The organism is Aureitalea marina, from assembly GCF_002943755.1.
GTDB lineage: Bacteria > Bacteroidota > Bacteroidia > Flavobacteriales > Flavobacteriaceae > Aureitalea > Aureitalea marina.
Genome location: NZ_MQUB01000001.1, coordinates 1,335,885 through 1,357,338, shown reverse-complemented (window position 1 = coordinate 1,357,338; position 21,454 = coordinate 1,335,885). Strand labels below are relative to the sequence as shown.

Sequence of the window (21,454 nt, the reverse complement as noted above, 5' to 3'; positions counted from 1 at the left end):
TTAGTCTACTTTTAGACTGGACATCCCACCATCTACATGAAAGACTTGTCCGCTGATCCACTTGCCGGTATCTTCGATCAGAAACTGGGCCATGGAAGCCAGATCTTCTATCTGTCCTACCTGTTTCAATGGATTGCGCTGAGCCATTTTTTCTTTTTTCTCGTCCGTAGCCAAAAGTTTACCGGCCAAGGGTGTATCCGTCAAAGAAGGAGCGATCACATTCACTCGCACTGATGGAGCCAGTTCTGCCGCAAGTGCCCTGGCAAAGCCTTCAACAGCTCCCTTGGCAGCAGCTACGGAAGTGTGAAATGGCATTCCCAGGTCCACGGCAACGGTACTAAAAAAGACGAGGCTGGAACGTTCTGCCTTCTTGATCCTAGGAAGAATGCCTTGAACAACACTCACCAAACCGATTAAGTTGATCTCCATGTCCCGGCGAAAAGCGTCTGGTTTCAGGGCACGAAAGGGCTTGAGATTTATAGAACCCGGACAATAAACCAGACCGTCTATGGATTCCGGGAGATCCAGGTCACTGACATCATCCTGGGTAGCATCGAAGGGCAAGTGATGACAATTGGGAGGAACACCATCTGCTGTCCTGGATGCGACAATTACGTGATTCTCTTTCGATAGGAGCTGGGCAATACCCTGACCAATGCCATAGGATCCGCCGATCAATAAAATATTCTTTTTCATTATGCTGGTAATTCGCCGAAAAGCTCGGCTAGTTTTTTTCTTCTGTACTCAAAGATCTGTGTCAGTTTGGGCTTGACCAGGATGGGGTGTAATAGCTGTCCCAACCAACCCATGGGGATCTTGTAGTGGATGAGGTCTTCCATTTCGACTCCGCCATCAACAGGTCTAATGAAATGCTTGTGGTGCCACAGGGCATAGGGCCCGTATAGCTGTTCATCCACAAAATATTCCTTCTGAGCAACATGAGTGATCTCGGTAACCCATTTGGTCTTAATTCCCAGTACCGGAGTCACATTGTATTCGATCAACTGTCCCGTATACATTTCCCGGTCTGCCCCACTGAGGATCTCAAATCCCATATAATTTGGAGTAATGGTCTTTAAATTATTGGGATCTGTCAGGAAATTCCAGGCCGTGTCCATGTTTATGGGCAGTCTTTGTGTGGTATGAACTTGGTATATCTTCATGATTATGACACAAAAATACTTTTTGTTTAATAAAAATACCAAAAGCTTAAACAAAAATTAACAAGCTTCGTCGCAGCAGCCATCAAACTTGACCAAACGACAACTTGCCACAGCCAAAAGAGCTCCAATAATTGGGGCTGCGATGTAGATCCAGAGATCGGTTAGGTTCCCAGACCAAATTGCAGGTGCCAGTGAGCGAGCCGGGTTCATGGAAGCCCCTGTTACGGGTCCCGCAAACATGGCTTCTAATAGGACCATCCCACCGATGGCCAAGCCCGCAATTACCCCGATTTCTTTAGCCCCTGTAGAAACATTGATGATAACCACCATCAAGAAAAAGGTCAACAGTATTTCCAACACAAAGACCTTCCATACACCAAGACCGGGTAAGGTTGCTCCTAAGGTAGAGCTATCCGGGAAGAGCCAAAATAAAAGGCCGCTTGCCAAAAGGGCTCCAGTACATTGGGCAACACTATAAGGCAAAACTTCCTTCCAGGGGAATTTCTTAGCATAGGCAAAGGCAATAGTAACAGCAGGATTGATGTGGGCTCCACTTATGTCACCGAAGGCATAGATCATCCCCATTACAATGAAGCCAAAGGTCAGGGCAATACCCACATGGGTCACTGTTCCCCCGGTAAACTCATCGATCACCATTGCCCCGGTCCCGCAAAATACCAGTCCAAAAGTTCCGATAAGTTCTGCCGTATATGCCTTCCAATTCATGTTGCAAAAGTAGGATAGTTTGCCAATCCTATTTTAAGTTTTTGTTAACGATTTGCCCGATGGCTTGTCGTAAATTCGTGGAAACGTAAAAATAAACCAACTTCTTATGAAAAAATTCGTCATTTTCGCTGCCCTGACCGCGCTTATTTCTACTACTTATGGGCAGATACAGACTCCTGCACCTTCGCCTTTTCAGAAGATCGAACAAAAGGTAGGATTGACCGATGTTACTGTGGAATACTCAAGACCATCCATGAAGGGTCGTGCCATTTTTGGGGACCTAGTTCCTTATGGGCAAGTATGGAGAACAGGAGCTAATGCCAATACGAAGATCACCTTTAGCAATGATGTGATGATCGCCGACGGTGTATTAAAGGCTGGGTCTTATGCTATCTACTCTAAGCCTGAGGCCGGTAGCTGGGAAGTGATGTTCTACTCCGATGCCAACAATTGGGGGACGCCAGCCGAATGGGATGAGAGTAAGGTAGCAGCACGAGTGCGGGTAAGCACTGTTCCTATGAACATGGACGTGGAGACCTTTACCATTACTTTTGACGATCTTAAGAGCGATTCCGCTAATATGGGAATCATTTGGGAGAGTACCTATGTGGCTGTACCGATCAAATTTATGACCGACGATGCGGTTATGGCCAGTATTGAGAATGTAATGAACGGCCCTGCCTCGGCGGATTATTATGCGGCAGCTGTTTATTATATGGAATCGGGCAAGGATATCGAAAAAGCTAAAATGTGGATAGACAAGGCCATCGAAATGAGGGAAAGCCCAGCGTTCTGGTATCATCGTCAGCAATCCCTCATCTATGCCAAATCCGGCGATAAGAATGGAGCTATCAAAGCGGCTCAAACTTCCTTGCGTTTGGCCCAGGAGGCGGGCAACAACGATTACGTTTCACTGAACACCAAGTCACTTAAGGAGTGGGGAGCTCTTTAAACGATCTTTCTTATACGTATTAAGCCCGGTGATCCGGGCTTTTTTATTGGACTACTTTGTGAAGTTCGTTCCGATATTTAGAAGGGCTCTTACCGGTGAATTCCTTGAATTTCTTGTTGAAGTGGGAGAAGTTGTTGAAACCACTGGCATAGCACGTGTCCGTAATACTCATATTCTCTTCAGCCAGTAATTTACAGGCATGTACCAATCGATATTCGTTGACGAATTGTGTAAAGGTCTTACCTGTTTTCTGTTTGAAATATCGGCTAAATGCCTGTTCGGTCATACTGACCAGGTCCGCAACCTCTGCCAGGGCAATGGGGCGGGTGAATTCTTTCCGAACAAGGGCATAGATACCATCCAGGCGCTGGGTATCCTGAGGTTTGGTCTCGAGGATGACCTGGTCTACGTTTAACAATTCGTATTCCTTGCTGGCTGCCAATTCGCCCAGGATCTGTAAAAATCCTAAAAGCCTCTCATAGGGCTGCAATTCCGGCAGTCGATCTATCATGACGCCTACTTTCTTCTTGGTCTCACCGTAAAATATGATCCCTTGACGACTTCTGCGGAATAACCGATTGATGGGTTCCATTTCAGGGATGGTCTCCAGGGAATTGCCGAAGAGTTCTTCCCGGGCCTGTATGACCACTTCACTTTTATTACCCGTTAATCGATCGGTAAAGCCAAAATGGGGGAGATTGGCTCCGATAAAGATCAGGTCGCCGTCCTGGTAATAGGAAATGTGATTTCCAATGTGCCTTTTACCCGCGCCACCATCCACGTAGACGATCTCCATTTCCGGGTGGAAATGCCAGGCCGCAGCGGAGTCATTACAAGAATCCGAATACCGTTCTACTTTGATCGACCCACCCTGGGAGGGTGTAATCGCCTCAAGCACAGGTTGTTTTTTCTTCTTCACAAGACAAAATTACGTTCGATTGTACGAACCCATCGGTACAAATTTAACCATAATATGTGTTATTTTAACATCAGGGTGTATTAAGTGGGCAAATTAGGTTAAAATAGTACATAAATTGAACAAAAAGATGGAAATTTCCCTGGGTTGCTGGTTGCATCTTTGTACTGTTGAGTCTTTAAAACATTCGTTATGAAAACAGTTAAAAGAATTCTAGTAGCCCTAGCCGTTACCTGTACATTGGCCATGAACGCCAATACCGAACGCGTGATCACCTCTAAAGAAGGAGAGGTAACCATTACCGAAGATCGCCAAATGGTACAATTATCCGTTCTGAACACTCAAGAATCCAACTATACCCTAGTCATTTACGCTCCCAACGGGCAGCAAATGTACGAAGGTGAACTGGGGAGTGCCAATAGTATTGGACAACAGTTTGATTTTACCAATTCGGTAAACGGAACCTACACCTTTGTGTTGACTTCCGATGCCGGCGCGGTGAATACTTACAAAATTAAGACCGGATTTAGGTTTTAAGTTTCGTTTAGTCGTTGCGAGGGGAGGGGATTCTGAATTCTCTCCCCTTCTTTTATGCCTTGGTTTTACCGAAAATGGCTTGAAGGAGTATGGCCAAGATCATCACCAGTGCACATCCAACCAAGTTAAGCCACAGATAAGGCATCAGATCGATATACCAGATTCCAATGATAATAAGTTGGGTAATGATGGCCGCAATAAACACTGCTTTCGAGCCGACGTATCGAATGAAAAAGGCCAGTAAGAAGATTCCCAGCACGTTACCGTAGAAGATGGATCCAATGATGTTCACCAGTTGGATCAGATTGTCAAAGAGGTTCGCAACACAGGCTACCCCTATAGCTAATAATCCCCATAGAAGGGTAAACCATTTGGAAATCCGAACATAATGCTGGTCGTCTCTTCCTTGCCGGTTTCGGCGGTACAGATCGATGGTGGTGGTAGAAGCCAAGGCATTGATCTCTGAAGCTGTGGAAGACATGGCTGCCGATAGGATCACGGCCAATAACAGCCCGATTAGACCCCTGGGTAGGTTCTCCAGAATAAAGTGGATGAAGACATAGTCTTTATCGTTGGTTTCCGCATCCGGATCGGCCAGTGATATCAGTTCGCGAGCCTGTTCCCTTAATTGTTCTTGTTGGGCCCTGATCTGTGAGGCTTCCTTCCTATAATTGGTGCTTTCTGTCTCATCTTGGGTTTGCGCCAATAAACTTTGGACATAGATCAGGGACTCATCCAGATGCTTCTTTTCCTTCTCCAATTCTACATAAGCCTCTGCCTGCTTGGAATTCTTGACCACATTGACCGAGGTTGGATTGAAATGCAGGGGAGAGGGGTTGAATTGATAGAATACGAAGACCATTACTCCCACTAAAAGAATAAAGAACTGCATTGGAACCTTCAGCAGACCGTTAAAGATCAATCCTAATTGACTCTCTCTCACTGACCTTCCCGACAGATATCGTTGTACCTGGCTCTGGTCGGTTCCAAAATAAGATAAAGCCAGGAAGGTTCCGCCTATGATCCCGCTCCAGAAGGTATATCTATTATCCAGGTTGAATCCAAAATCCAGTATCTCCATCTTACCACTATCCCCGGCGATCTGCAAAGCCTTATCGAATGTAATATCCAGGGGCAGATAATTCAGTATGAGTAGGAAGGCAATGAACATTCCCGCAAAGATCACGGCCATTTGGTGTTTCTGAGTAAGGGATACGGCTTTGGTTCCGCCGCTGACCGTGTAGACTATGACCAATAAACCAATAATGATATTGAGTAAGGTCAGGTTCCAACCCAATACCGCAGATAGAATGATTGCCGGTGCAAAGATGGTGATTCCGGCTGCCAGTCCTCGCTGAATAAGGAAAAGGATGGCAGTCAGGGTGCGTGTCTTTAGATCGAAACGACCTTCCAGGAATTGATAGGCAGTAAATACTTTAAGCTTGTGATAGATAGGAATGAAGACCAGGCAGATGATTACCATAGCTATGGGCAATCCAAAGTAAAATTGAACAAAGCCCATCCCGTCGTGAAAGGCCTGACCAGGTGTAGACAGGAAGGTGATAGCGCTTGCCTGGGTCGCCATGACACTGAGTCCGATGGTCCACCATTTGGCTTTATTTCCGCCTTTCAAATAATCCGTCACATCCTTGCTACCCCTACTTTTGTAGGTGCCATAAAGCACGATAAAGAGCAAAGTCGCCCCCAGAACGATCCAATCGATCAACTCCATATCAGGCGTAGTTTTGCATCAACAGGTAAAACAGAACTATGTAAATAGCGTTACAGAGCAGGACCAAGGTATAGCTGGCTTTCCAGCGGTATACAGGTCGATCTTCAAGATTATTTTCCAAGTGAGAGTAAATTAGCAAATAGGCGATAAGCTCCGGGAACACCTGCGGGAAGCTCTCGGAAAAAGCTCAAGCCGGTATAAATATAATGACCTTTGCCGTATTTCGCTATCAGGAGTGATCCTTGGCTGGGATCCCCATTGGGATCATTCATGGCTAAAAGAGGTGTAAACTCTGCAGACCACTCATTTGGAAAGTACAATCCTCTCTCTTGCACCCAGCCATGGAAATCGTTCAAGGTGATCTTATTGGGATAGTTTAGTGCAGGATGCTCTGGTGCCAGTATGGTCACCGGGCTCTGCTCGTCCGTTACCCGGTCACGGGACAGTTTCAGATCGAAAGGAGCAAGGTTCTGTGTGACCAATCTTCTGTTGGTGTTATACTGTACCAACATGGTGCCGCCTTGTTTTACATAGTCCATGAGGACATCTTGTTTGAATTGAAGCTCAGGTACGGTGTTGTAGGCCCGGATTCCGACCACCAAAGCGTCGTATTGTTTCAGGGACTCTATTGTCATTTCGCTGGGATCAACCCGTTCTACACGATAACCGATCTGTTTCAAACTTTCAGGGATAGCATCTCCCGCACCTTCAATGTAACCGATCAAATCACCTTTCTTTTGAATGGGAATTCGCACCACTTTGGCCTGGGAAGGCATCAGGACCCGTTGGTAGGGAATATGAGGATAATCGATGGTGATCATTTCCAGGTCATGGAAACGATCTCCCACCCGAATCAATGGTCGGAGTGTACCTTCACTCTGATCCGCTGGAGGAATTACCCGGAAATTCAATGAAATCTCTTCACCTTGACGTTCCATATTAAATGGAATCTCTGCCGGTTCTACGGTCCATCCCTCAGGATGTTGCAGACTGATAAATCCACTGATGTTATCTCGGCCAGCTTTAACTTTGACTGGAAGGTTATGTGCTTGGTCCGTACTAAAGATTATCACCTTTTCACTGATAGAAGCCGTCACCTCCGGCAGGACCTCGAAGGGCTGATAGACCTCTCCATCTACGGGGTCATTGTATTTATAAACCACTTCTCTGCTAAGGGAGAAAGGTTCACCATCAATTGTCAAGTTAGCCTGTATCACAGCGGGAGCTGGAGTTTCCGGATAACCGATCAGATCTTTGGGGGCTGAGTACATCCCCAGGCTGCCTTTCTCGTTGAGCCAGTAGGGTGCTGAATAGGCCAAACCCTCCGGCAAAACCGTCTCCGTTGAAGTTTCCAGTCGATTTCGCTCATTATTGCCTAAGGACGAATTGACGGCCAAAAGTTTGTCACCTTGCAGATTAGATACATCGATCAACTCTATTTGGAGCTCACTGCGGTTGATGGCCTCGATGGTGATACTTGCCACATCACCTGGGTTGATCTGATTAGATGTTGCGACTGCTTCAATAAAGAGTCCGGAACAATGAGCGATCAGTTGGTCGATCTGCTCCAATTTCAAGGTTCCCCAATATGCGTCCTCTAGCTCCATGATCAATTTCCTGGCGCGCATCAGGTCTGGAACCATGGAAGAGGGGTCGTCAAAGTTGAAATCGGACTCAAGAGGTCCTAGTATATCCAGTATGGCCTGTCCTCCTTGTATTCGATTCCAGGAAGTGTCGATACCATCGAAAATGCCTTTATTTTCTAAAAGCGGATCTCCTTTTAAGAATTCCAGCCACTCTATTGCACTTCCTCGACTACCGGTGCTACCAAACCCCTGTGATTTATGCATACTCCGACTGTAGGCGGCAATCTCGCCATTGGAAAGGCCGGTAGATGGATAGTAGGTGCCGGCATCCACTGAGATCAGATTGCTCTTGTCCGCTTTGTCAAAGTTCTCCTGGCTACCGTAAAACCACCAACTCGTATTGAAAAACAATCGTTTGGGTTGCCAGGTCCCAAATTCTTCAGCGGTTTCGGGATATTTGGTTGCATCTCCGACCAAGTCAAAGGCTTCCATACTCAACATGGCGGAAGAGGTGTGGTGTCCGTGAGTGGTTCCTGGATTCCTATGGTTAAACCGGTTGATAATCACATCTGGTTTGAATCGTCTGATCGCTCGAACCACGTCTCCAAGGACTTCCTCTTTGTTCCAAATAGCCAGGGTTTCGTCCGGATGTTTGGAATAACCAAAGTCGTTCGCACGGGTAAAAAATTGCTCGCCGCCATCAGTCCTGCGAGCGGCTAAAAGTTCTTGGGTTCTGATCACACCCAGCAATTCTCGGATCTCCGGCCCGATCAGGTTTTGACCACCATCGCCTCTTGTCAACGATAGATAGGCAGTTCTGGCCTTCACATGGTTAGAAAGGTATGAGATCAGGCGAGTATTCTCGTCGTCAGGGTGGGCGGCAACATATAAGGCCGTTCCCAGGAAATTCAGTTTCTGGAGATCGTCATAGAGCTGTGAAGCTGAAGGTTTGTTTGGTGATTGTGCCCAAATTGCAGGAGAAAGCAGCAGTATAAACAGCCACAGGCAAGGGTAATTTTTGGTCATGAAGATGGCTTTTGACGTACGATCAAATATACCCAAAATGCCTGCTTAGGTCTGGGGATTAGCGATTCTTTAACATTAGAGCGCCAGCGAATCCCTCCAAACTTGATCCGCATTTTGATTGAGGTTCCAGTAAGCTGTTTTCAACTTCTTCTTTCGGATGGCCCTTGTTTTAAGACCGTTCGGATTTTCCTCGTCCCAGCCAATGATCTCGTAAGGGAAACTTCCATTCACATACCAGCTCATAGCGTGTTTAAGTTCAGGGAAACGAATGGTATAGCGCATCATTCCCTGGGCCGTATCCATTTGGGTTTTGGCGCGATAGGTTTTAATTGGTCTGTGATACATCCTTAAAAACTCAAAGGAAGGGATGGCATCAATATCCCCTTGAGGTAATTCGCCGGGGTTGATGCGCATCAGGTTCCAGAGCTCAGATTCTAACCACACCTTAGGTAGGGTGATGGCCTGATCCGATTCCGATTCAAAATAGGAATAGGAGTCTATTTCAAATTCTTCCCGATTATTGAGTTGAGCAAAACCCTGTCCACACCACTCCTGCATACTATGTGTTAGTTTGAGCGCATGTCCATGTCTTTGAACCGGCTGAAAACTACTATTCATAATGGAATAGGGGTAGATTCCAGTGATAAACTTCTTAGTTAGATTGAGTTTTAGTACCGAAATATTTTCTGAACCTCTACCATCTGCCTTTACTTGTTTCTCCGGGTTGAAATCTTCTGTTACAAATATGGTTACAGCGGTTCCTTCCCTTAATTCTCCATAACGTTCCTGTACCAATTCATAACTGGTCACCTCAGCCTGGCCGGAATACCAATACTCTTGAAATTCTGAGGGAAGATCTCGTAGGGAGAGAACTGTGTTATCGGTCAGCCCGTATGGCGCGGACGAACTAGCCTGATCACAGGCAGAAAAACCGATGATCAAAACCATGATCAAGAAGCAATTGAGGAAAAACGAATGCATGCCTTTTTTTGGCAAAAATACGTCATTTCGACCCCAGTAAAGCCTTAAGGTTTTTATAAACCAGGTGTGTGGGAAACCCCATTACTGTGAAATAGGACCCCTCCAGTCGGTGGATTCCAGCATAACCTAACCAGTCTTGTACCCCGTAAGCCCCTGCTTTATCAAAGGGTTTGAAGTTGTCTATATAAAAATCGATCTCCTGATCGGTCAGTTCTTCAAACCAAACTCTGGTGCTGTCGTAAAAGGTGATTTGTTGGTCGATATTCTTGAAACACACCGAAGTGAAGACCTCATGCATCTCATTGCTCAGACTTTTTATCATTCGGAATGCGTCTCCGTGATCGGCCGGTTTCTCAAGGGCCTTGCCTTGATGCCAAACAATGGTATCGCTGGTTATCACGATCTGTTTAGAAGAGATATCGTGAAAGGCATCGGCCTTTAACTGTGCAAGGTAATCGGTGATCTGATGACCTTTAAGCGACGGGTCATAGACCTCTTCGACCGGTCTGACTTCCTGCCTGAAATTGGAAAGCAGGCCAGAAAGTAATTCTACCCGCCTGGGAGATCCGGAGGCAAGGATAACTTCTCTATCTCCCAATAATTGATTCAACATAAGTTCTTTCAGTTAAGGTTTAGTAACGGAATGGAACAAATCGCCATGAACATGATCAGCTTTAAGATTGTTGACGCCTTTCTATAATCGTCCGTGGTGGTGGAAGACTGTAATTTAATGCAGAAAAAGATCAATGGCCCTATCACCAGTGCGAGGAAGTACAGAACCATCCAAGACCTGTTGTACCAATGAAAATACAATTGATACAGCAGGCTAATTATAAACAGTATGGTTACCGCAATCACCAGAGAACGTGTTCTACTTCTTCCAAGTACAATGGGCAGGGTCTGTCTTCCTCCATTCCGATCGCCGTCCACGTCTTGGAGATCCTTTACCCATTCTCGTAAAAGATTGATCACAAAAGACCAGGCCGAATACAATAAGATCACACTGAAGAACCACTGCTGATTCTGTTGATTGCTCCAATCTGTTATTGGGAGAAGATCAAAGACAACAACGATCAGCAAACTTACACCCACTAGTACTGAGATCAGCAAATTCCCTACTAACAACATGGAATTCAGCATGCTGGCGTATAAGTAAAGTAAAGCTGCCACGGCTACGAATATGCCCGCAAAGGCCGGGCGCCCAATCAAATTGGCTAAATAAAATCCTCCTCCAACTCCGACTATTGTGAGTATGACATATAAGCTGAAAGCTGTTTTCTCCTGTATGAGCCCAGAGACAAGTGGCCTGTTTTTCTTATTGATACGATCGATCTCCAGATCGTTAATGTCGTTGATTATATAGCCTCCGCCGGCTACGAGGCAGGTAGATAGTACCAAGATCAAATAGTCCAGATCACTCAAACCGAAATCTGCTCCCATAGGAATATAGAACCCATATCGGATCAGCAACTGGCAGAAAGCCAGCATCAGAAGATTAGGTAATCTGATCAGCTGGAGAATAGCCATTTACTTTCTAATCGTACTTGGCGCTGGTTGGGCCATTAACAGCCCAGTTGCCCTGTACCTTGAGGACTTGTTCGATCACATCCCTAACACAACCTTGCCCACCACTACGGTGGGATACATAGCGGGAAACCGCCTTGATCTCTGGCACGGCATCCTGAGGGCAACAGGGTAAGATCACCTCTTGCATGGCATGTAGATCGGGAATATCGTCTCCCATATAGAGCACCTGGTTCGTTTCTATCTCCTTGCGAGAGAAGATCTCATACATCAGGGAAATCTTGTCCGAGACCCCAAGATAGATCTCACTGAGCCCCAAACCTTCCAATCTGCTTTTGACACCGGTATTGTTGCCACCGGAAATGGCGACCACTTCATAACCCTTATCCACAGCCGTCTTCAGGGCAAAGCCGTCTTTTATATTCATGGCCCGGTACAATTGACCATCCGTGGTGATCAGTACTCGGCCATCTGTCATCACCCCGTCCACATCAAATATGAAGCACCTGATGTCTTTGAGATATTCTTTATAGTTCTTTTCCATGCCGCTGGAGAATAGATTGGGTTAGTTGAATGTAAAGCTCACGTGTTTTGGGATCGCTCAACAAATCTAAGTGTTTTTGGATGGTTTCATGGTCATTTCTCACCGCGGGTCCCGTCTGAGAATCTTCAGGACCATTGAGGGATGCCTTTCTCACTGTTTCTTGGATAAGGGGTAGTAGCAGATCGAAGGACAGACCGACCTGGTCGAGTTCTGTTTTACCAAGTGTGAACAAATGATTTACAAAGTTATTCACCAGAACGGCGGAAAGGTGCAAAACCCTGCGCTGGGCGCTGTCTACTCTAATAGGATTGGCATGTAGGGCCAGGGCCAGGCCAGAGAGCAACTCCAGATCATCATCGTCATTAGATTCTAGTGCGACGGTTATATTTTTTAAGGGTGCACGGAGGTCTTTACTAAAAGTTTGTAAAGGATACCAAACTCCGGCTCGCTTTAAACCGTCCAGTTCGGAGAGTGGAGTTGCTCCGGAGCAATGGGCGATCATCATATCGAATTGCCTCAATTGAGGCACAAGACCTGCAATATCCGAGTCTCGGACTGCTAGCAGGCAGATGTCCGCTGGGTTCATTGTTTCCAAAGTTTCAATCCGATTCAATCCCTGCAGATCCTTTAGCCTTTCCGATCGGTCCACAACCTGAACCAATTCAACTCCATTTGCATCCTGTAATGCTTGGGCCAAATTCCAGCCCAAATTTCCAGTTCCAACAAGATTGACTCGTATCATCGGCTTAAAAGTACAACAGCCATCAGGATTAGAAAAGTACAGGACAATACCTTAATTTTCTTTCGGCTTTTCAGTATTTTTGCACTAAAATTCGCTAGATGCAAAAGAAACTGGCTTCGCTGCTGTTTTCCACCCGATTAACCGCCATTCTATTTATCGTTTTTGCCGTGGCCATGGCCGTGGGAACATTTCTGGACGCTTCTTCCGAAACTTCCCCTACGGCTTATTCCAGAACCTTGATCTATAATGCCTGGTGGTTTGAAACTATCATGGTCTTCTTTGTGATCAATTTCCTGGGGAATATTTTTCGATTTCGACTGTACAAAAAGGAGAAATGGGCCACCCTGACCTTACACCTTTCATTCATTCTGATCCTCTTAGGTGCCTTTGTCACCCGTTACATTGGGTACGAAGGGGTGATGCACATACGGGAAGGGGATTCTTCTAATGTCATGCTCTCAGAAAAGACCTATCTGGATGTGTTCATCGATGGTGAATACGAAATTGACGGGGTTGCTCAAAGACGAAAAGTCAGACCCCTGGAGTTGATGTTGTCCGAGCGCTTGGATAATGATTTTGTGTTGGAAAGCGATTATAATGGTCAGCCGGTGCAGATCGTTTACAAGCAGTTCATTCAAAACGCGAAAGAGGACCTGGTCCCTGATGATAATGGAGAACGCTATCTCAAGATCGTCGAGGCAGGCGATGGCAGCCGTCACGATCATTGGCTGCAGGAAGGCGGTGTGAGCAATATTCACAATATGCTCTTTTCGCTTAATAATGAGACTCCCGGAGCTATCAACATCTTCTATTCGGAAGAAGAAGGATACCAGATCAAGTCGGCATTTGGCGGAAACTACATGAGAATGGCCGACCAATTTCGAGGAGATGTAACTGCAGATAGCCTTCAACCCTTGCAGTTGAGGTCACTCTACACGCTTGCCGATATGGCATTTGTAATTCCCGAGACCTTGACCCGGGGTAGCTACGGAGTGGTTAAAGCTCCGGAAGCCGAAAAGACCAATGCCGATGGCTTGCTATTGGAGGTTCGGTCTGGCGGAGAGACGAAGGAGGTCGCATTAGTAGGTGGTAAAGGGTCCAGCCCTGATCCGGTTGGAGTTGAGGTTGGAGGTTTAACAGTTTACCTGGCCTATGGTTCACAGGCCATTCAATTGCCCTTCAGTGTAACCCTTAGAGATTTTATTGCGGAGCGCTATCCAGGTACGGAAAGGGCCTATTCGGCATTTGAGAGTAAGGTGACGGTAGTGGATGCCGAAGAGGGCTCCTACGACTACGACATTTATATGAACCATGTTCTGGATCACAGGGGATACCGGTTTTTCCAGGCCTCATTTGATCCGGACGAATTGGGAACTGTCCTTTCTGTAAATCACGATTTCTGGGGAACATGGATCACCTATATCGGATACTTCCTGCTGTATTTTGGGCTAATGGCCATCTTGTTCGACAGGGCCACTCGCTTCGCATCACTGAAGAAAATGCTGGACAAGATCAAAAAGAAAAAGACTGCGCTTGGTGTCTTTCTGTTGATGTTGATGCCCACCCTCAGCATTTCTCAAGAGATCCACAGCAGAGCACCTGGCCAGCAGTTGGATTCCATTATCGTAGCCAATGCGGTTGATGCTGAGCACGCTGCTCGGTTCGGAGAATTGGTCATTCAAGATAATGGCCGTATGAAGCCTGTCAACACCTTTGCCAGCGAACTGCTTAGGAAAGTGAGTAAGAAGAATTCCTACCTGGGGCTGGATGCCAACCAAGTGTTCATGTCCATGACAGAATTCCCCCGTCTTTGGTTGGAGGTGCCTTTGCTTAAATTGGATTGGCGTAACGATAGTATTAAGACCATCCTCGGTGTCTCTAGTGAGACGAGTGAGGTAGCTCTTATGGACCTTTTCGATCAGCAAGGTAACAGTAAGATCGCACCTTATCTGGAGGAGGCAACGTCCAAGACCAATCCCAATCAGTTTGAGAAGGATTTCATCAAACTATATGAGAAATCCTATCTGCTCAATGAGGCCCTGAGCGGAACCATCCTAAAGGTGTTTCCAGTACCCGACGATCCCAACAACCGATGGGTGTCCTATCCGGAACTTGGGCAGGTCCAATACGTTGGGGCCGATACGGTGGCCAAAGATATACTTCCGGTCTACTTCCAGACCTTAAATACTTCTCGGGCAAGTGGAGATTATACTACAGCCGAAGAAATCCTTGACGGACTGGCGGGGTTCCAGCGGAAATTTGGCTCACAGGTGATGTTATCAGACAGTAAAGTGAAAGCAGAGATCGCCTATAATCGGGCCGATATTTTTAATAAACTGTACCGTTATTTTGCCTTATTTGGGGTGTTGATGTTCGTTTTTATCATTATCAAGATCTTCCGAGAAAGTAAGGCTATGCGGGTGCTGATCAAGTCGTGTAAGGTGATCATCTGGATCTTTTTCATCTTGATGACCCTTGGTCTGGCCATGCGCTGGTATATCAGTGGTCATGCTCCCTGGAGTGATGCCTACGAATCCATACTTTATGTGGCGTGGGCGACCACCTTCTTTGGTCTTGCATTTGGTCGTAAAAGTGAACTGACAGTAGCATCAACAGCCTTTGTTACCGCCATTATATTGTGGGTTGCTCATCAAAGTTGGCTGGATCCCTCTATCGCGAACTTACAACCTGTTTTGGATAGTTATTGGCTAATGATACACGTTGCCGTGATCGTAGCAAGTTATGGTCCCTTTACCCTAGGGATGATCTTAGGTGCGGCCAGCCTGTTGTTGATACTACTTACCAATTCAAAAAATAAGGCCAAAATGGACCTCAATATCAAGGAACTGACCGTGATTAACGAGATGGCCCTGACTGTTGGATTGGTTATGCTGACTATTGGAAATTTCCTGGGTGGTCAATGGGCCAATGAGAGTTGGGGAAGATACTGGGGTTGGGACCCTAAGGAAACCTGGGCACTGATCAGTATCATGGTCTATGCCTTTGTGATTCATGCCAGGCTCGTACCTGGATTGAGAGGCCGATGGACTTTCAATGTAATGGCCATCTTTGCGTATGCCTCCATTATGATGACCTATTTCGGGGTCAATTTCTATCTGACCGGTTTGCACAGTTATGCCAGTGGAGATGTTCCGGTGACTCCGACCTTTGTCTACTATATCCTTTCATTCTTCATTGCGCTTAGTCTGCTATCTTACTGGCGCTACAGAAAATTCTATCTAAAAAACGTGAAGTGACCCGTTAAGGTCACTTCATCGATGAGTTAAGTAAACAATCGAATTGAATCGCGGGGTTAGTTATAGATGTAATCCGGCTGGGATTCGACCATACGGAAGTCTTCCTTGATATGCTCGCTGATCTCCAGCTTGTGATATAATTCTTTGGTCAGTTCTTCCACATCGGCTTCAGTTGTCTTGAGCTTCCGTGCGATCTTGGTATTGTCCTTTCCTTCAGAGATGTACTGCAGGAGTTTGATCTCCAGACCATCCAAGTCGTAGTGCATGATCAAGTTCTCCAGGTATACGTCCTCTATCAGTTTTTCGGTCTTCTGTCTGCTGGATAGCGCTTCTTGTTGTCTTAGGAAGATGCGCATCTCGGTCTGACGAAGCAGGTTCTCTTCCTTAATAGCTTGCATTCTGTAAACGATTGCGTAGCTAAGAACCAGCATTTCAACCAAGGCAGCCGCCTTTACGTGACTGGATTGGGTAAATAGGAAATCGATTCCCAGGTTTCGCAAAACAAAGTAATCTACTGCGAACAACAAGGGAATCGCATATGCGATCACATAGAATTTAGCGTAATTCTTACGGCCAAATAACAAGACTCCTGTAAAGAAATAGGTCGCCATGATCCCGAACAAGATCACATTGGCCAAGTTGGCAAAGATCTCCTGTCCACTAACCCAACAAGCTAGAATAAGAAGACCGGCTGTTCCATACTGAACCATGCTTACCCATTTGAGTTTAGGGTAGAAGTCCTGTAAGCTTAAGAAATTGTGTGAGAAAACGGCCGCGCATCCTATGGCCAGCATCAATAGGGTAGACTGTAGACCACGGGCATTGGCAAAATTCTCCATTCCGAAGAGGGTCAACAGACCATCACTGAATAAGAAAACCGAGGTCAGAGCTGTCAGTGAAAGAAAGTAGTAGAGAAATACTTTCTCATCGAACAAAAAGAAACAGACCAGGTTGAGCAGTATCACCATAAAGGTGAATCCGTAGTACATACCTTGACGAAACAGTACTTCACCAGATTGTGATGCCTCTTGCTGCAGGTTATTGTATTCAGCATTGGCCGGAGCCATAAAATTGTAAGAAAATACTGATTTTGAATCAAAGGAACCTCCTCCATTTGACATGTCAAAGGAATTGGTCAATAGGGTCAATTGGTCGCGGGAAACGAAAGATCCTTCCGTCGAATAGGAAATGAATCCAGGTGGTTTCTCAACGACCCCATAAGTCGCAATACTCTGATTGTACTGGGATAAGTGGACATCCGGCCCAGAATTTGGGGCGTTGGCCAGACCTGTGATGTTACTACCCGTTAACCAAAGCAGGGATGTTAAGAGCAGTAGAATAGTATACCTCTTCATAAGTAAGATAATCAATTTGGGATGGACAATATAGGAAAAAAATACATTTCATCTAAGAAAAATGCATTTTATCGATAAAATTGTCTCGTTTATTGACTTTTCTTACAAATCGAGGAAGCGCTATTTTTAGTGACCGATCATATCTTCTGGTCTTACCCAGGCATCGAATTCTTCAGATGTAAGGTATCCCAGGCGCATAGCCTCTTCCTTTAGGGTAGTACCATTAGCATGGGCGCAGTTAGCGATCTCTGCCGCCTTATAGTAGCCGATCTTCGTATTTAGGGCGGTTACCAACATCAGAGAATTATTGAGTTGCTTCTCGATCACAGCGGTATTCGCTTCAATTCCCTGGGCGCAATGCTGGTCGAAGGAAACACAGGCATCGCCTATTAACTGAGCCGACTCCAATAAGGCAGCGGCCATGACTGGTTTAAAAACATTCAGCTCATAATGACCCTGCATGCCTCCAACAGCCATCGTCATATCATTCCCGATGACTCGAGCGCAAACCATGGTCAGGGCCTCGCATTGCGTTGGGTTTACCTTGCCTGGCATGATAGAAGATCCTGGCTCGTTGGCCGGGATGATGATCTCCCCAATTCCGGAACGAGGGCCACTGGCCAGCATACGGATATCGTTGGCGATCTTGTTCAGGCTAACCGCCAGCTGTTTAATCGCTCCATGAGTCTCTACCATGGCATCGTGAGCCGCAAGGGCTTCAAATTTGTTCTCAGCGGTAACGAAGGGCAGTTCCGTAAACTTGGCGATATATTCGGCAACTTTAACATCATAACCTTCAGGGGTATTGATCCCGGTACCTACGGCCGTACCACCCAAGGCCAGTTCGGCCAGGTGATCCAAGGTGTTTTCCAGGGCTTTGATCCCATGTTCCAGCTGAGAGGCATATCCCGAGAATTCCTGACCCAGAGTTAGGGGAGTGGCATCCATCAGATGAGTACGCCCGATCTTGACCACTTTCGCAAATTCTTCAGATTTGGCCTTTAGCGTGTGCCAAAGTTGCTTGACCCCCGGCAAGGTCACTTCGACAACTTTCTTGTAGGAAGCGATATGCATACCGGTGGGGAAGGTGTCGTTGGATGATTGCGATTTATTGACATCATCATTTGGGGCTAATGTTTTCTCTCCTTCACCGATGGTCTTTCCGGCCAACTGGTGGGCCCGGTTGGCGATGACCTCGTTCACATTCATATTGCTCTGAGTGCCACTTCCTGTCTGCCAGATAACCAGCGGGAACTGATCATCGTGCTTACCTTGCAAGATCTCATCACATACCTGCCCGATCAAGTCTCTCTTCTCTTGAGGAAGTACACCCAGGTCACAATTGGTGTAGGCAGCAGCTTTCTTCAAGTAAGCAAATCCATAGACCACTTCCAGAGGCATGGAGGCCGGACGGCCGATTTTGAAATTGTTACGGGAACGCTCTGTTTGAGCTCCCCAAAGCTTATCGGCCGGTACCTGGACTTCGCCCATAGTATCCTTCTCAATACGGTATTGCATGGATAGAAATTTTAGATTACAAATTTACTGAAACCGGACCTCTTTTCTCTGGAAGAGACGGTTAATTTCCGGTGAATAAATTATGGACTAGAGTTGGAAGTTAGCCTTGTTTCACCCTATCTTTGCGCAATAAATCGTTCCAGTATGTTTGAATTTGATCAATACCTCGGGTTTTTAGCTTTCCTAACCATACTTACCATCGGTTTTTGGCTGATGATCTTCCTGATCTCCTTTATTCCGTATTGGATAGGTGGGGCATTGATCGAGAAGATGAAGATGAAACGAGAAGCCCGGAAAAAGGAAATGGAAGGATAATCGTCCTTAACTATATCAAAAAAGGAAGCCGCTTGGCTTCCTTTTTTTATGGGTTTATTTGAAATGAAGACTAGGGATTAGCCCTTCCTCCGCCTCCAAATTCTTCACCATCATCGAAGTTATCATTTCCTCGACCTCTTGATTGCCGTTTCTTTTGATTGAATCGGTAAGTGAAGGATAAGTTAAAACTCCTTACCCGCCATTGGAATTCGCTATCCGAAGTGAAGGTGGGTGTCTCTGTAAAGCTTCTTCTGATCCGGGAATTGAAAAGATCCCTGACATTGAAAACGATGGTAGCATTATCATTCAGTATGTCTTTACTCAGTGCCGTGTTGATCGAAAGTATGCCTTCGTTCTCAGTCTGTGCATTTCTGGTTGGCCCCCGATAGAAGCCATTTGTCTGCCATTGAATGGCCGCAGGTAGCATAATTTTGGTGCTTAAGCGTGCAAACCAGCTGGTGTCGTCTGCATCGTATACCACACCATTGAATTCTCCATCCTTTATAAAGCGGAAGATGTTAAAGCTACCGTTCAATTGGATCTTCCTGCTTGGGTTGTAGATCATCCCCGCCTCGAATCCCATTCGTTGGTTGGTAGACAGGTTAATGGGTATGGTCCGAATGATTGGGATGCCGTTGGGTGTTTCAAAGCCTGTATCTTCCTGGATCCGTTCGAAGGCGTCCGTCTCGTATTGGTAATAGACAGATGAGGTCAAGGTCATTTTACTCCAGCGTTTCAGATAACCCAGGTCGAAGGCACTGGCATAGGCCGGGTTTAGATCCGGGTTTCCCTGAAAGATATTGGCCTCACTGGAGCGAGAGGGGAAGGGGTTAATGAAGAATCCTCTTGGGCGATTGATACGCCGGTTGTATCCAAAGGTGACATTTTCGTCCTCTGTGATCTCATAGACCAGGTTGACCGTGGGAAAAAGCCCGATAAAATCTTTATCGAAGCCCAGATTCAAAAGGGCATTCTCATTCTCTGAAGTCACATCCACACCAGTAACCTCGCCTTTCAATTTAGTGGTCTCCATCCTCAGACCAAGAAGGAAAGAGAACTTGCCAAACTTATTCCCATACTGGGTATAAAGGGCATGTATGTTCTGGGTGAAGTCGAAAATGTTGCTCAAACTGTCGTTTCGTACAAATGGACCTCCAGCGACAAGCTGTTGCAACAATAAATAATCCGTGACCTCATTTTGAAATCTACCTCGGTATCCGGCTTCAAACTGGGCATTCTCCCCAATGGGTAGCACGTAATCTGCCTGGGCAAGGTATTCGGTCTCCTCCGTGATCTCAGTAATATCTTCGGTAGGGAGGGGCTCTGGAGTCGGAAAGAGTTGGGCTTCCTGTATAATGGCAGGAGAGGTCTCTTTGCCGTTCTCCCATTGGAAATCTGCGGTTAATAACTGCCCGTTGTCATCCAGTCGGTTGGTATAATTAGCTGAGAACTGAAAGGTATAATCGTCTTCGGTCTCATATTCTACGCGTTCCCTGGACTTGTCCAGTTGCCCACTTGGATCGAACTCCTCCGTCAGGTTAACCGTCTCGTCGTCGTCTTTGCTCTTTCGATAGAAACCTGTGGCTGTAACCGATGAGTTGTCGTCAATATAATATTCTACTCCCAGGTTGGTGTTGAAACCTCGTCTAATCCGTTCAATATCACGATCTTCTATAACCAGCGGGTTATCTACATTCTTTGAGAAGAAGATATTCTCAAAGCGCCCATTACCCGGAGCCTCTCTGTACTGTAGCCCCGTGGTGTTAAAGAAATTGAATTTCTCTGTGCGAACATTGAAGTTAGTGGTCAATTGGGCAGAATAGGGGTAACCCAGGTTCAGTATGGCAGAACCATTAACGCCCAGGGTCTTCTCTTTCTTCAGGACGATATTCAAGATACCGGCAGTACCTTCTGCATCGTATCGTGCCGAAGCCGAGGTGATCACCTCTACTTTTTCGATAGCATCTGCGGGTAACTGTGTCAGGGCATCCGTACTTCCAAAACCGGCAATGGCAGAAGGTTTTCCATTGATCAGGATCTGGACGTTCTCATTCCCTCTTAAGGCAATGGCCCCTTCCACATCGACAGTCACTGAAGGCACATTGCTCAGGGCGTCCCCTACAGTGGCACCACTGGTGGTCAGGTCCTTTCCGATGTTGTAGATCTTCTTGTCAAGTCTGATCTGGACTTCCGTAGTTTCTGCCCGAACAACAACCTCGTCCAAACTCTCTGAATCCAGGGACATACTAATGGTGGGTAATTGAGTATTCTCAAAGATCCGCTGCTCGGTCTTTTCAATGGTATTGTAGGAAATGTATTCGTATCGGATGGTATAAACTCCGCGTTGTACGTCTATACTATATTTTCCGTCCAGATCGGTAATCCCGCCTTCTACGATACTACCCTCAGAATTGATAAATGCAACGGTGGCATACTCCAATGGATTGCCGGTTTCCTGGTCTATAATCTGACCAGAGACGGAATATTTCTGATCGGTGCTTCCGGAATTAGCACGCTGTGAAATCCCTGATTGACCCAGTAGCGCGAGGGCCAATAGCAAGCAAAATCTCATAAGATGGT

At 46.2% G+C, this 21,454-nt stretch carries 18 protein-coding genes; 4 read left to right on the top strand and 14 right to left on the bottom strand.

Going from position 1 to position 21,454, the window contains the following annotated elements; all coding sequences use genetic code 11:
- The 3 genes from BST85_RS06180 to BST85_RS06170 are packed head-to-tail and all read right to left on the bottom strand — an operon-like array spanning position 1 to position 1,889.
- Complete coding sequence (locus tag BST85_RS06180; RefSeq protein WP_104812457.1) at positions 1–696, bottom strand: SDR family NAD(P)-dependent oxidoreductase; 696 nt, start codon at positions 694–696, stop codon at positions 1–3.
- Positions 696–1,163, bottom strand: a complete 468-nt coding sequence (locus BST85_RS06175; RefSeq protein ID WP_104812456.1) for an SRPBCC family protein — start codon at positions 1,161–1,163, stop codon at positions 696–698. The genes BST85_RS06180 and BST85_RS06175 overlap by 1 nt, the downstream gene beginning before the upstream one ends.
- 57 nt (positions 1,164–1,220) lie before the next feature.
- A complete protein-coding gene (locus BST85_RS06170) occupies positions 1,221–1,889 on the bottom strand; it encodes an MIP/aquaporin family protein (protein ID WP_104812455.1) in 669 nt (222 codons plus the stop codon).
- A gap of 106 nt (positions 1,890–1,995) precedes the next feature.
- Here BST85_RS06170 and BST85_RS06165 point away from each other — a divergent pair, with 106 nt between their 5' ends.
- Positions 1,996–2,841 carry a DUF2911 domain-containing protein gene (locus BST85_RS06165; protein WP_104812454.1) on the top strand — a complete coding sequence of 282 codons (846 nt, stop codon included), beginning with the start codon at positions 1,996–1,998 and terminating at the stop codon, positions 2,839–2,841.
- Positions 2,842–2,884: 43 nt separating this feature from the next.
- Here BST85_RS06165 and BST85_RS06160 read toward each other — a convergent pair whose 3' ends face one another.
- Positions 2,885–3,760: a helix-turn-helix domain-containing protein gene (locus BST85_RS06160; RefSeq protein ID WP_104812453.1), complete on the bottom strand. Its 876-nt coding sequence runs from the start codon at positions 3,758–3,760 to the stop codon at positions 2,885–2,887.
- A gap of 189 nt (positions 3,761–3,949) precedes the next feature.
- On the opposite strand from BST85_RS06160, the gene BST85_RS06155 reads away from it, so the two are divergent.
- The gene (locus BST85_RS06155; RefSeq protein ID WP_104812452.1) at positions 3,950–4,294 is read left to right on the top strand and encodes a hypothetical protein; all 345 of its coding nucleotides are present in this window, start codon (positions 3,950–3,952) and stop codon (positions 4,292–4,294) included.
- Positions 4,295–4,346: 52 nt separating this feature from the next.
- On the opposite strand, the gene BST85_RS06150 is transcribed toward BST85_RS06155, so the two are convergent.
- The 7 genes from BST85_RS06150 to BST85_RS06120 all read right to left on the bottom strand — a co-directional run bounded on the left by BST85_RS06150 (position 4,347) and on the right by BST85_RS06120 (position 12,429).
- The gene (locus BST85_RS06150) at positions 4,347–6,026 is read right to left on the bottom strand and encodes a sodium:solute symporter family protein (RefSeq protein WP_104812451.1); all 1,680 of its coding nucleotides are present in this window, start codon (positions 6,024–6,026) and stop codon (positions 4,347–4,349) included.
- A gap of 110 nt (positions 6,027–6,136) precedes the next feature.
- Positions 6,137–8,638 carry a PIG-L family deacetylase gene (locus BST85_RS06145; protein ID WP_104812450.1) on the bottom strand — a complete coding sequence of 834 codons (2,502 nt, stop codon included), beginning with the start codon at positions 8,636–8,638 and terminating at the stop codon, positions 6,137–6,139.
- Positions 8,639–8,713: 75 nt separating this feature from the next.
- The gene (locus BST85_RS06140) at positions 8,714–9,619 is read right to left on the bottom strand and encodes an immunoglobulin domain-containing protein (protein ID WP_104812449.1); all 906 of its coding nucleotides are present in this window, start codon (positions 9,617–9,619) and stop codon (positions 8,714–8,716) included.
- 22 nt (positions 9,620–9,641) lie between these two features.
- Complete coding sequence (locus BST85_RS06135) at positions 9,642–10,232, bottom strand: Maf family nucleotide pyrophosphatase (RefSeq protein ID WP_104812448.1); 591 nt, start codon at positions 10,230–10,232, stop codon at positions 9,642–9,644.
- Positions 10,233–10,240: 8 nt separating this feature from the next.
- Positions 10,241–11,146 (bottom strand): geranylgeranylglycerol-phosphate geranylgeranyltransferase, encoded by a 906-nt coding sequence (locus BST85_RS06130; protein WP_104812447.1) that lies wholly within the window; start codon positions 11,144–11,146, stop codon positions 10,241–10,243.
- Between the two features lie 7 nt (positions 11,147–11,153).
- Positions 11,154–11,687 carry a KdsC family phosphatase gene (locus tag BST85_RS06125; protein ID WP_104812446.1) on the bottom strand — a complete coding sequence of 178 codons (534 nt, stop codon included), beginning with the start codon at positions 11,685–11,687 and terminating at the stop codon, positions 11,154–11,156.
- Positions 11,671–12,429 (bottom strand): Rossmann-like and DUF2520 domain-containing protein, encoded by a 759-nt coding sequence (locus BST85_RS06120; RefSeq protein WP_104812445.1) that lies wholly within the window; start codon positions 12,427–12,429, stop codon positions 11,671–11,673. Before BST85_RS06120 ends, BST85_RS06125 begins: the two co-directional genes overlap by 17 nt.
- 98 nt (positions 12,430–12,527) lie before the next feature.
- Here BST85_RS06120 and BST85_RS06115 point away from each other — a divergent pair, with 98 nt between their 5' ends.
- Entirely contained in the window at positions 12,528–15,686 is a 3,159-nt protein-coding gene (locus tag BST85_RS06115) for a cytochrome c biogenesis protein CcsA (protein ID WP_104812444.1), read from the top strand.
- 56 nt (positions 15,687–15,742) lie between these two features.
- Here the strand turns inward: BST85_RS06115 and BST85_RS06110 are convergent, their stop codons facing one another.
- Together BST85_RS06110 and fumC are read right to left on the bottom strand one after the other, a co-directional pair.
- Positions 15,743–17,041 (bottom strand): 7TM diverse intracellular signaling domain-containing protein, encoded by a 1,299-nt coding sequence (locus BST85_RS06110; protein ID WP_104812443.1) that lies wholly within the window; start codon positions 17,039–17,041, stop codon positions 15,743–15,745.
- Between the two features lie 126 nt (positions 17,042–17,167).
- Positions 17,168–18,559, bottom strand: a complete 1,392-nt coding sequence (gene fumC / locus BST85_RS06105) for a class II fumarate hydratase (RefSeq protein ID WP_104812442.1) — start codon at positions 18,557–18,559, stop codon at positions 17,168–17,170.
- A 144-nt stretch (positions 18,560–18,703) separates the two neighbouring features.
- Here fumC and BST85_RS14315 point away from each other — a divergent pair, with 144 nt between their 5' ends.
- Positions 18,704–18,874 (top strand): hypothetical protein, encoded by a 171-nt coding sequence (locus BST85_RS14315; RefSeq protein ID WP_181039969.1) that lies wholly within the window; start codon positions 18,704–18,706, stop codon positions 18,872–18,874.
- Between the two features lie 70 nt (positions 18,875–18,944).
- Here BST85_RS14315 and BST85_RS06100 read toward each other — a convergent pair whose 3' ends face one another.
- A complete protein-coding gene (locus BST85_RS06100) occupies positions 18,945–21,446 on the bottom strand; it encodes a TonB-dependent receptor (protein WP_104812441.1) in 2,502 nt (833 codons plus the stop codon).
- Between the last annotated feature and the right edge of the window lie 8 nt (positions 21,447–21,454).

Coding starts and splice junctions, on each gene's coding strand:
- BST85_RS06165 (WP_104812454.1), top strand. CDS start 1,996: ATGAAAAAATTCGTCATTTTCGCTGCCCTGACCGCGCTTATTTCTACT.
- BST85_RS06110 (WP_104812443.1), bottom strand. CDS start 17,041: ATGAAGAGGTATACTATTCTACTGCTCTTAACATCCCTGCTTTGGTTA.
- BST85_RS06100 (WP_104812441.1), bottom strand. CDS start 21,446: ATGAGATTTTGCTTGCTATTGGCCCTCGCGCTACTGGGTCAATCAGGG.
- BST85_RS06115 (WP_104812444.1), top strand. CDS start 12,528: ATGCAAAAGAAACTGGCTTCGCTGCTGTTTTCCACCCGATTAACCGCC.
- BST85_RS06145 (WP_104812450.1), bottom strand. CDS start 8,638: ATGACCAAAAATTACCCTTGCCTGTGGCTGTTTATACTGCTGCTTTCT.
- BST85_RS06140 (WP_104812449.1), bottom strand. CDS start 9,619: ATGCATTCGTTTTTCCTCAATTGCTTCTTGATCATGGTTTTGATCATC.
- BST85_RS06175 (WP_104812456.1), bottom strand. CDS start 1,163: ATGAAGATATACCAAGTTCATACCACACAAAGACTGCCCATAAACATG.
- BST85_RS06135 (WP_104812448.1), bottom strand. CDS start 10,232: ATGTTGAATCAATTATTGGGAGATAGAGAAGTTATCCTTGCCTCCGGA.
- BST85_RS06120 (WP_104812445.1), bottom strand. CDS start 12,429: ATGATACGAGTCAATCTTGTTGGAACTGGAAATTTGGGCTGGAATTTG.
- BST85_RS06125 (WP_104812446.1), bottom strand. CDS start 11,687: ATGGAAAAGAACTATAAAGAATATCTCAAAGACATCAGGTGCTTCATA.
- fumC (WP_104812442.1), bottom strand. CDS start 18,559: ATGCAATACCGTATTGAGAAGGATACTATGGGCGAAGTCCAGGTACCG.
- BST85_RS06155 (WP_104812452.1), top strand. CDS start 3,950: ATGAAAACAGTTAAAAGAATTCTAGTAGCCCTAGCCGTTACCTGTACA.
- BST85_RS06130 (WP_104812447.1), bottom strand. CDS start 11,146: ATGGCTATTCTCCAGCTGATCAGATTACCTAATCTTCTGATGCTGGCT.
- BST85_RS06150 (WP_104812451.1), bottom strand. CDS start 6,026: ATGGAGTTGATCGATTGGATCGTTCTGGGGGCGACTTTGCTCTTTATC.
- BST85_RS14315 (WP_181039969.1), top strand. CDS start 18,704: ATGTTTGAATTTGATCAATACCTCGGGTTTTTAGCTTTCCTAACCATA.
- BST85_RS06170 (WP_104812455.1), bottom strand. CDS start 1,889: ATGAATTGGAAGGCATATACGGCAGAACTTATCGGAACTTTTGGACTG.
- BST85_RS06180 (WP_104812457.1), bottom strand. CDS start 696: ATGAAAAAGAATATTTTATTGATCGGCGGATCCTATGGCATTGGTCAG.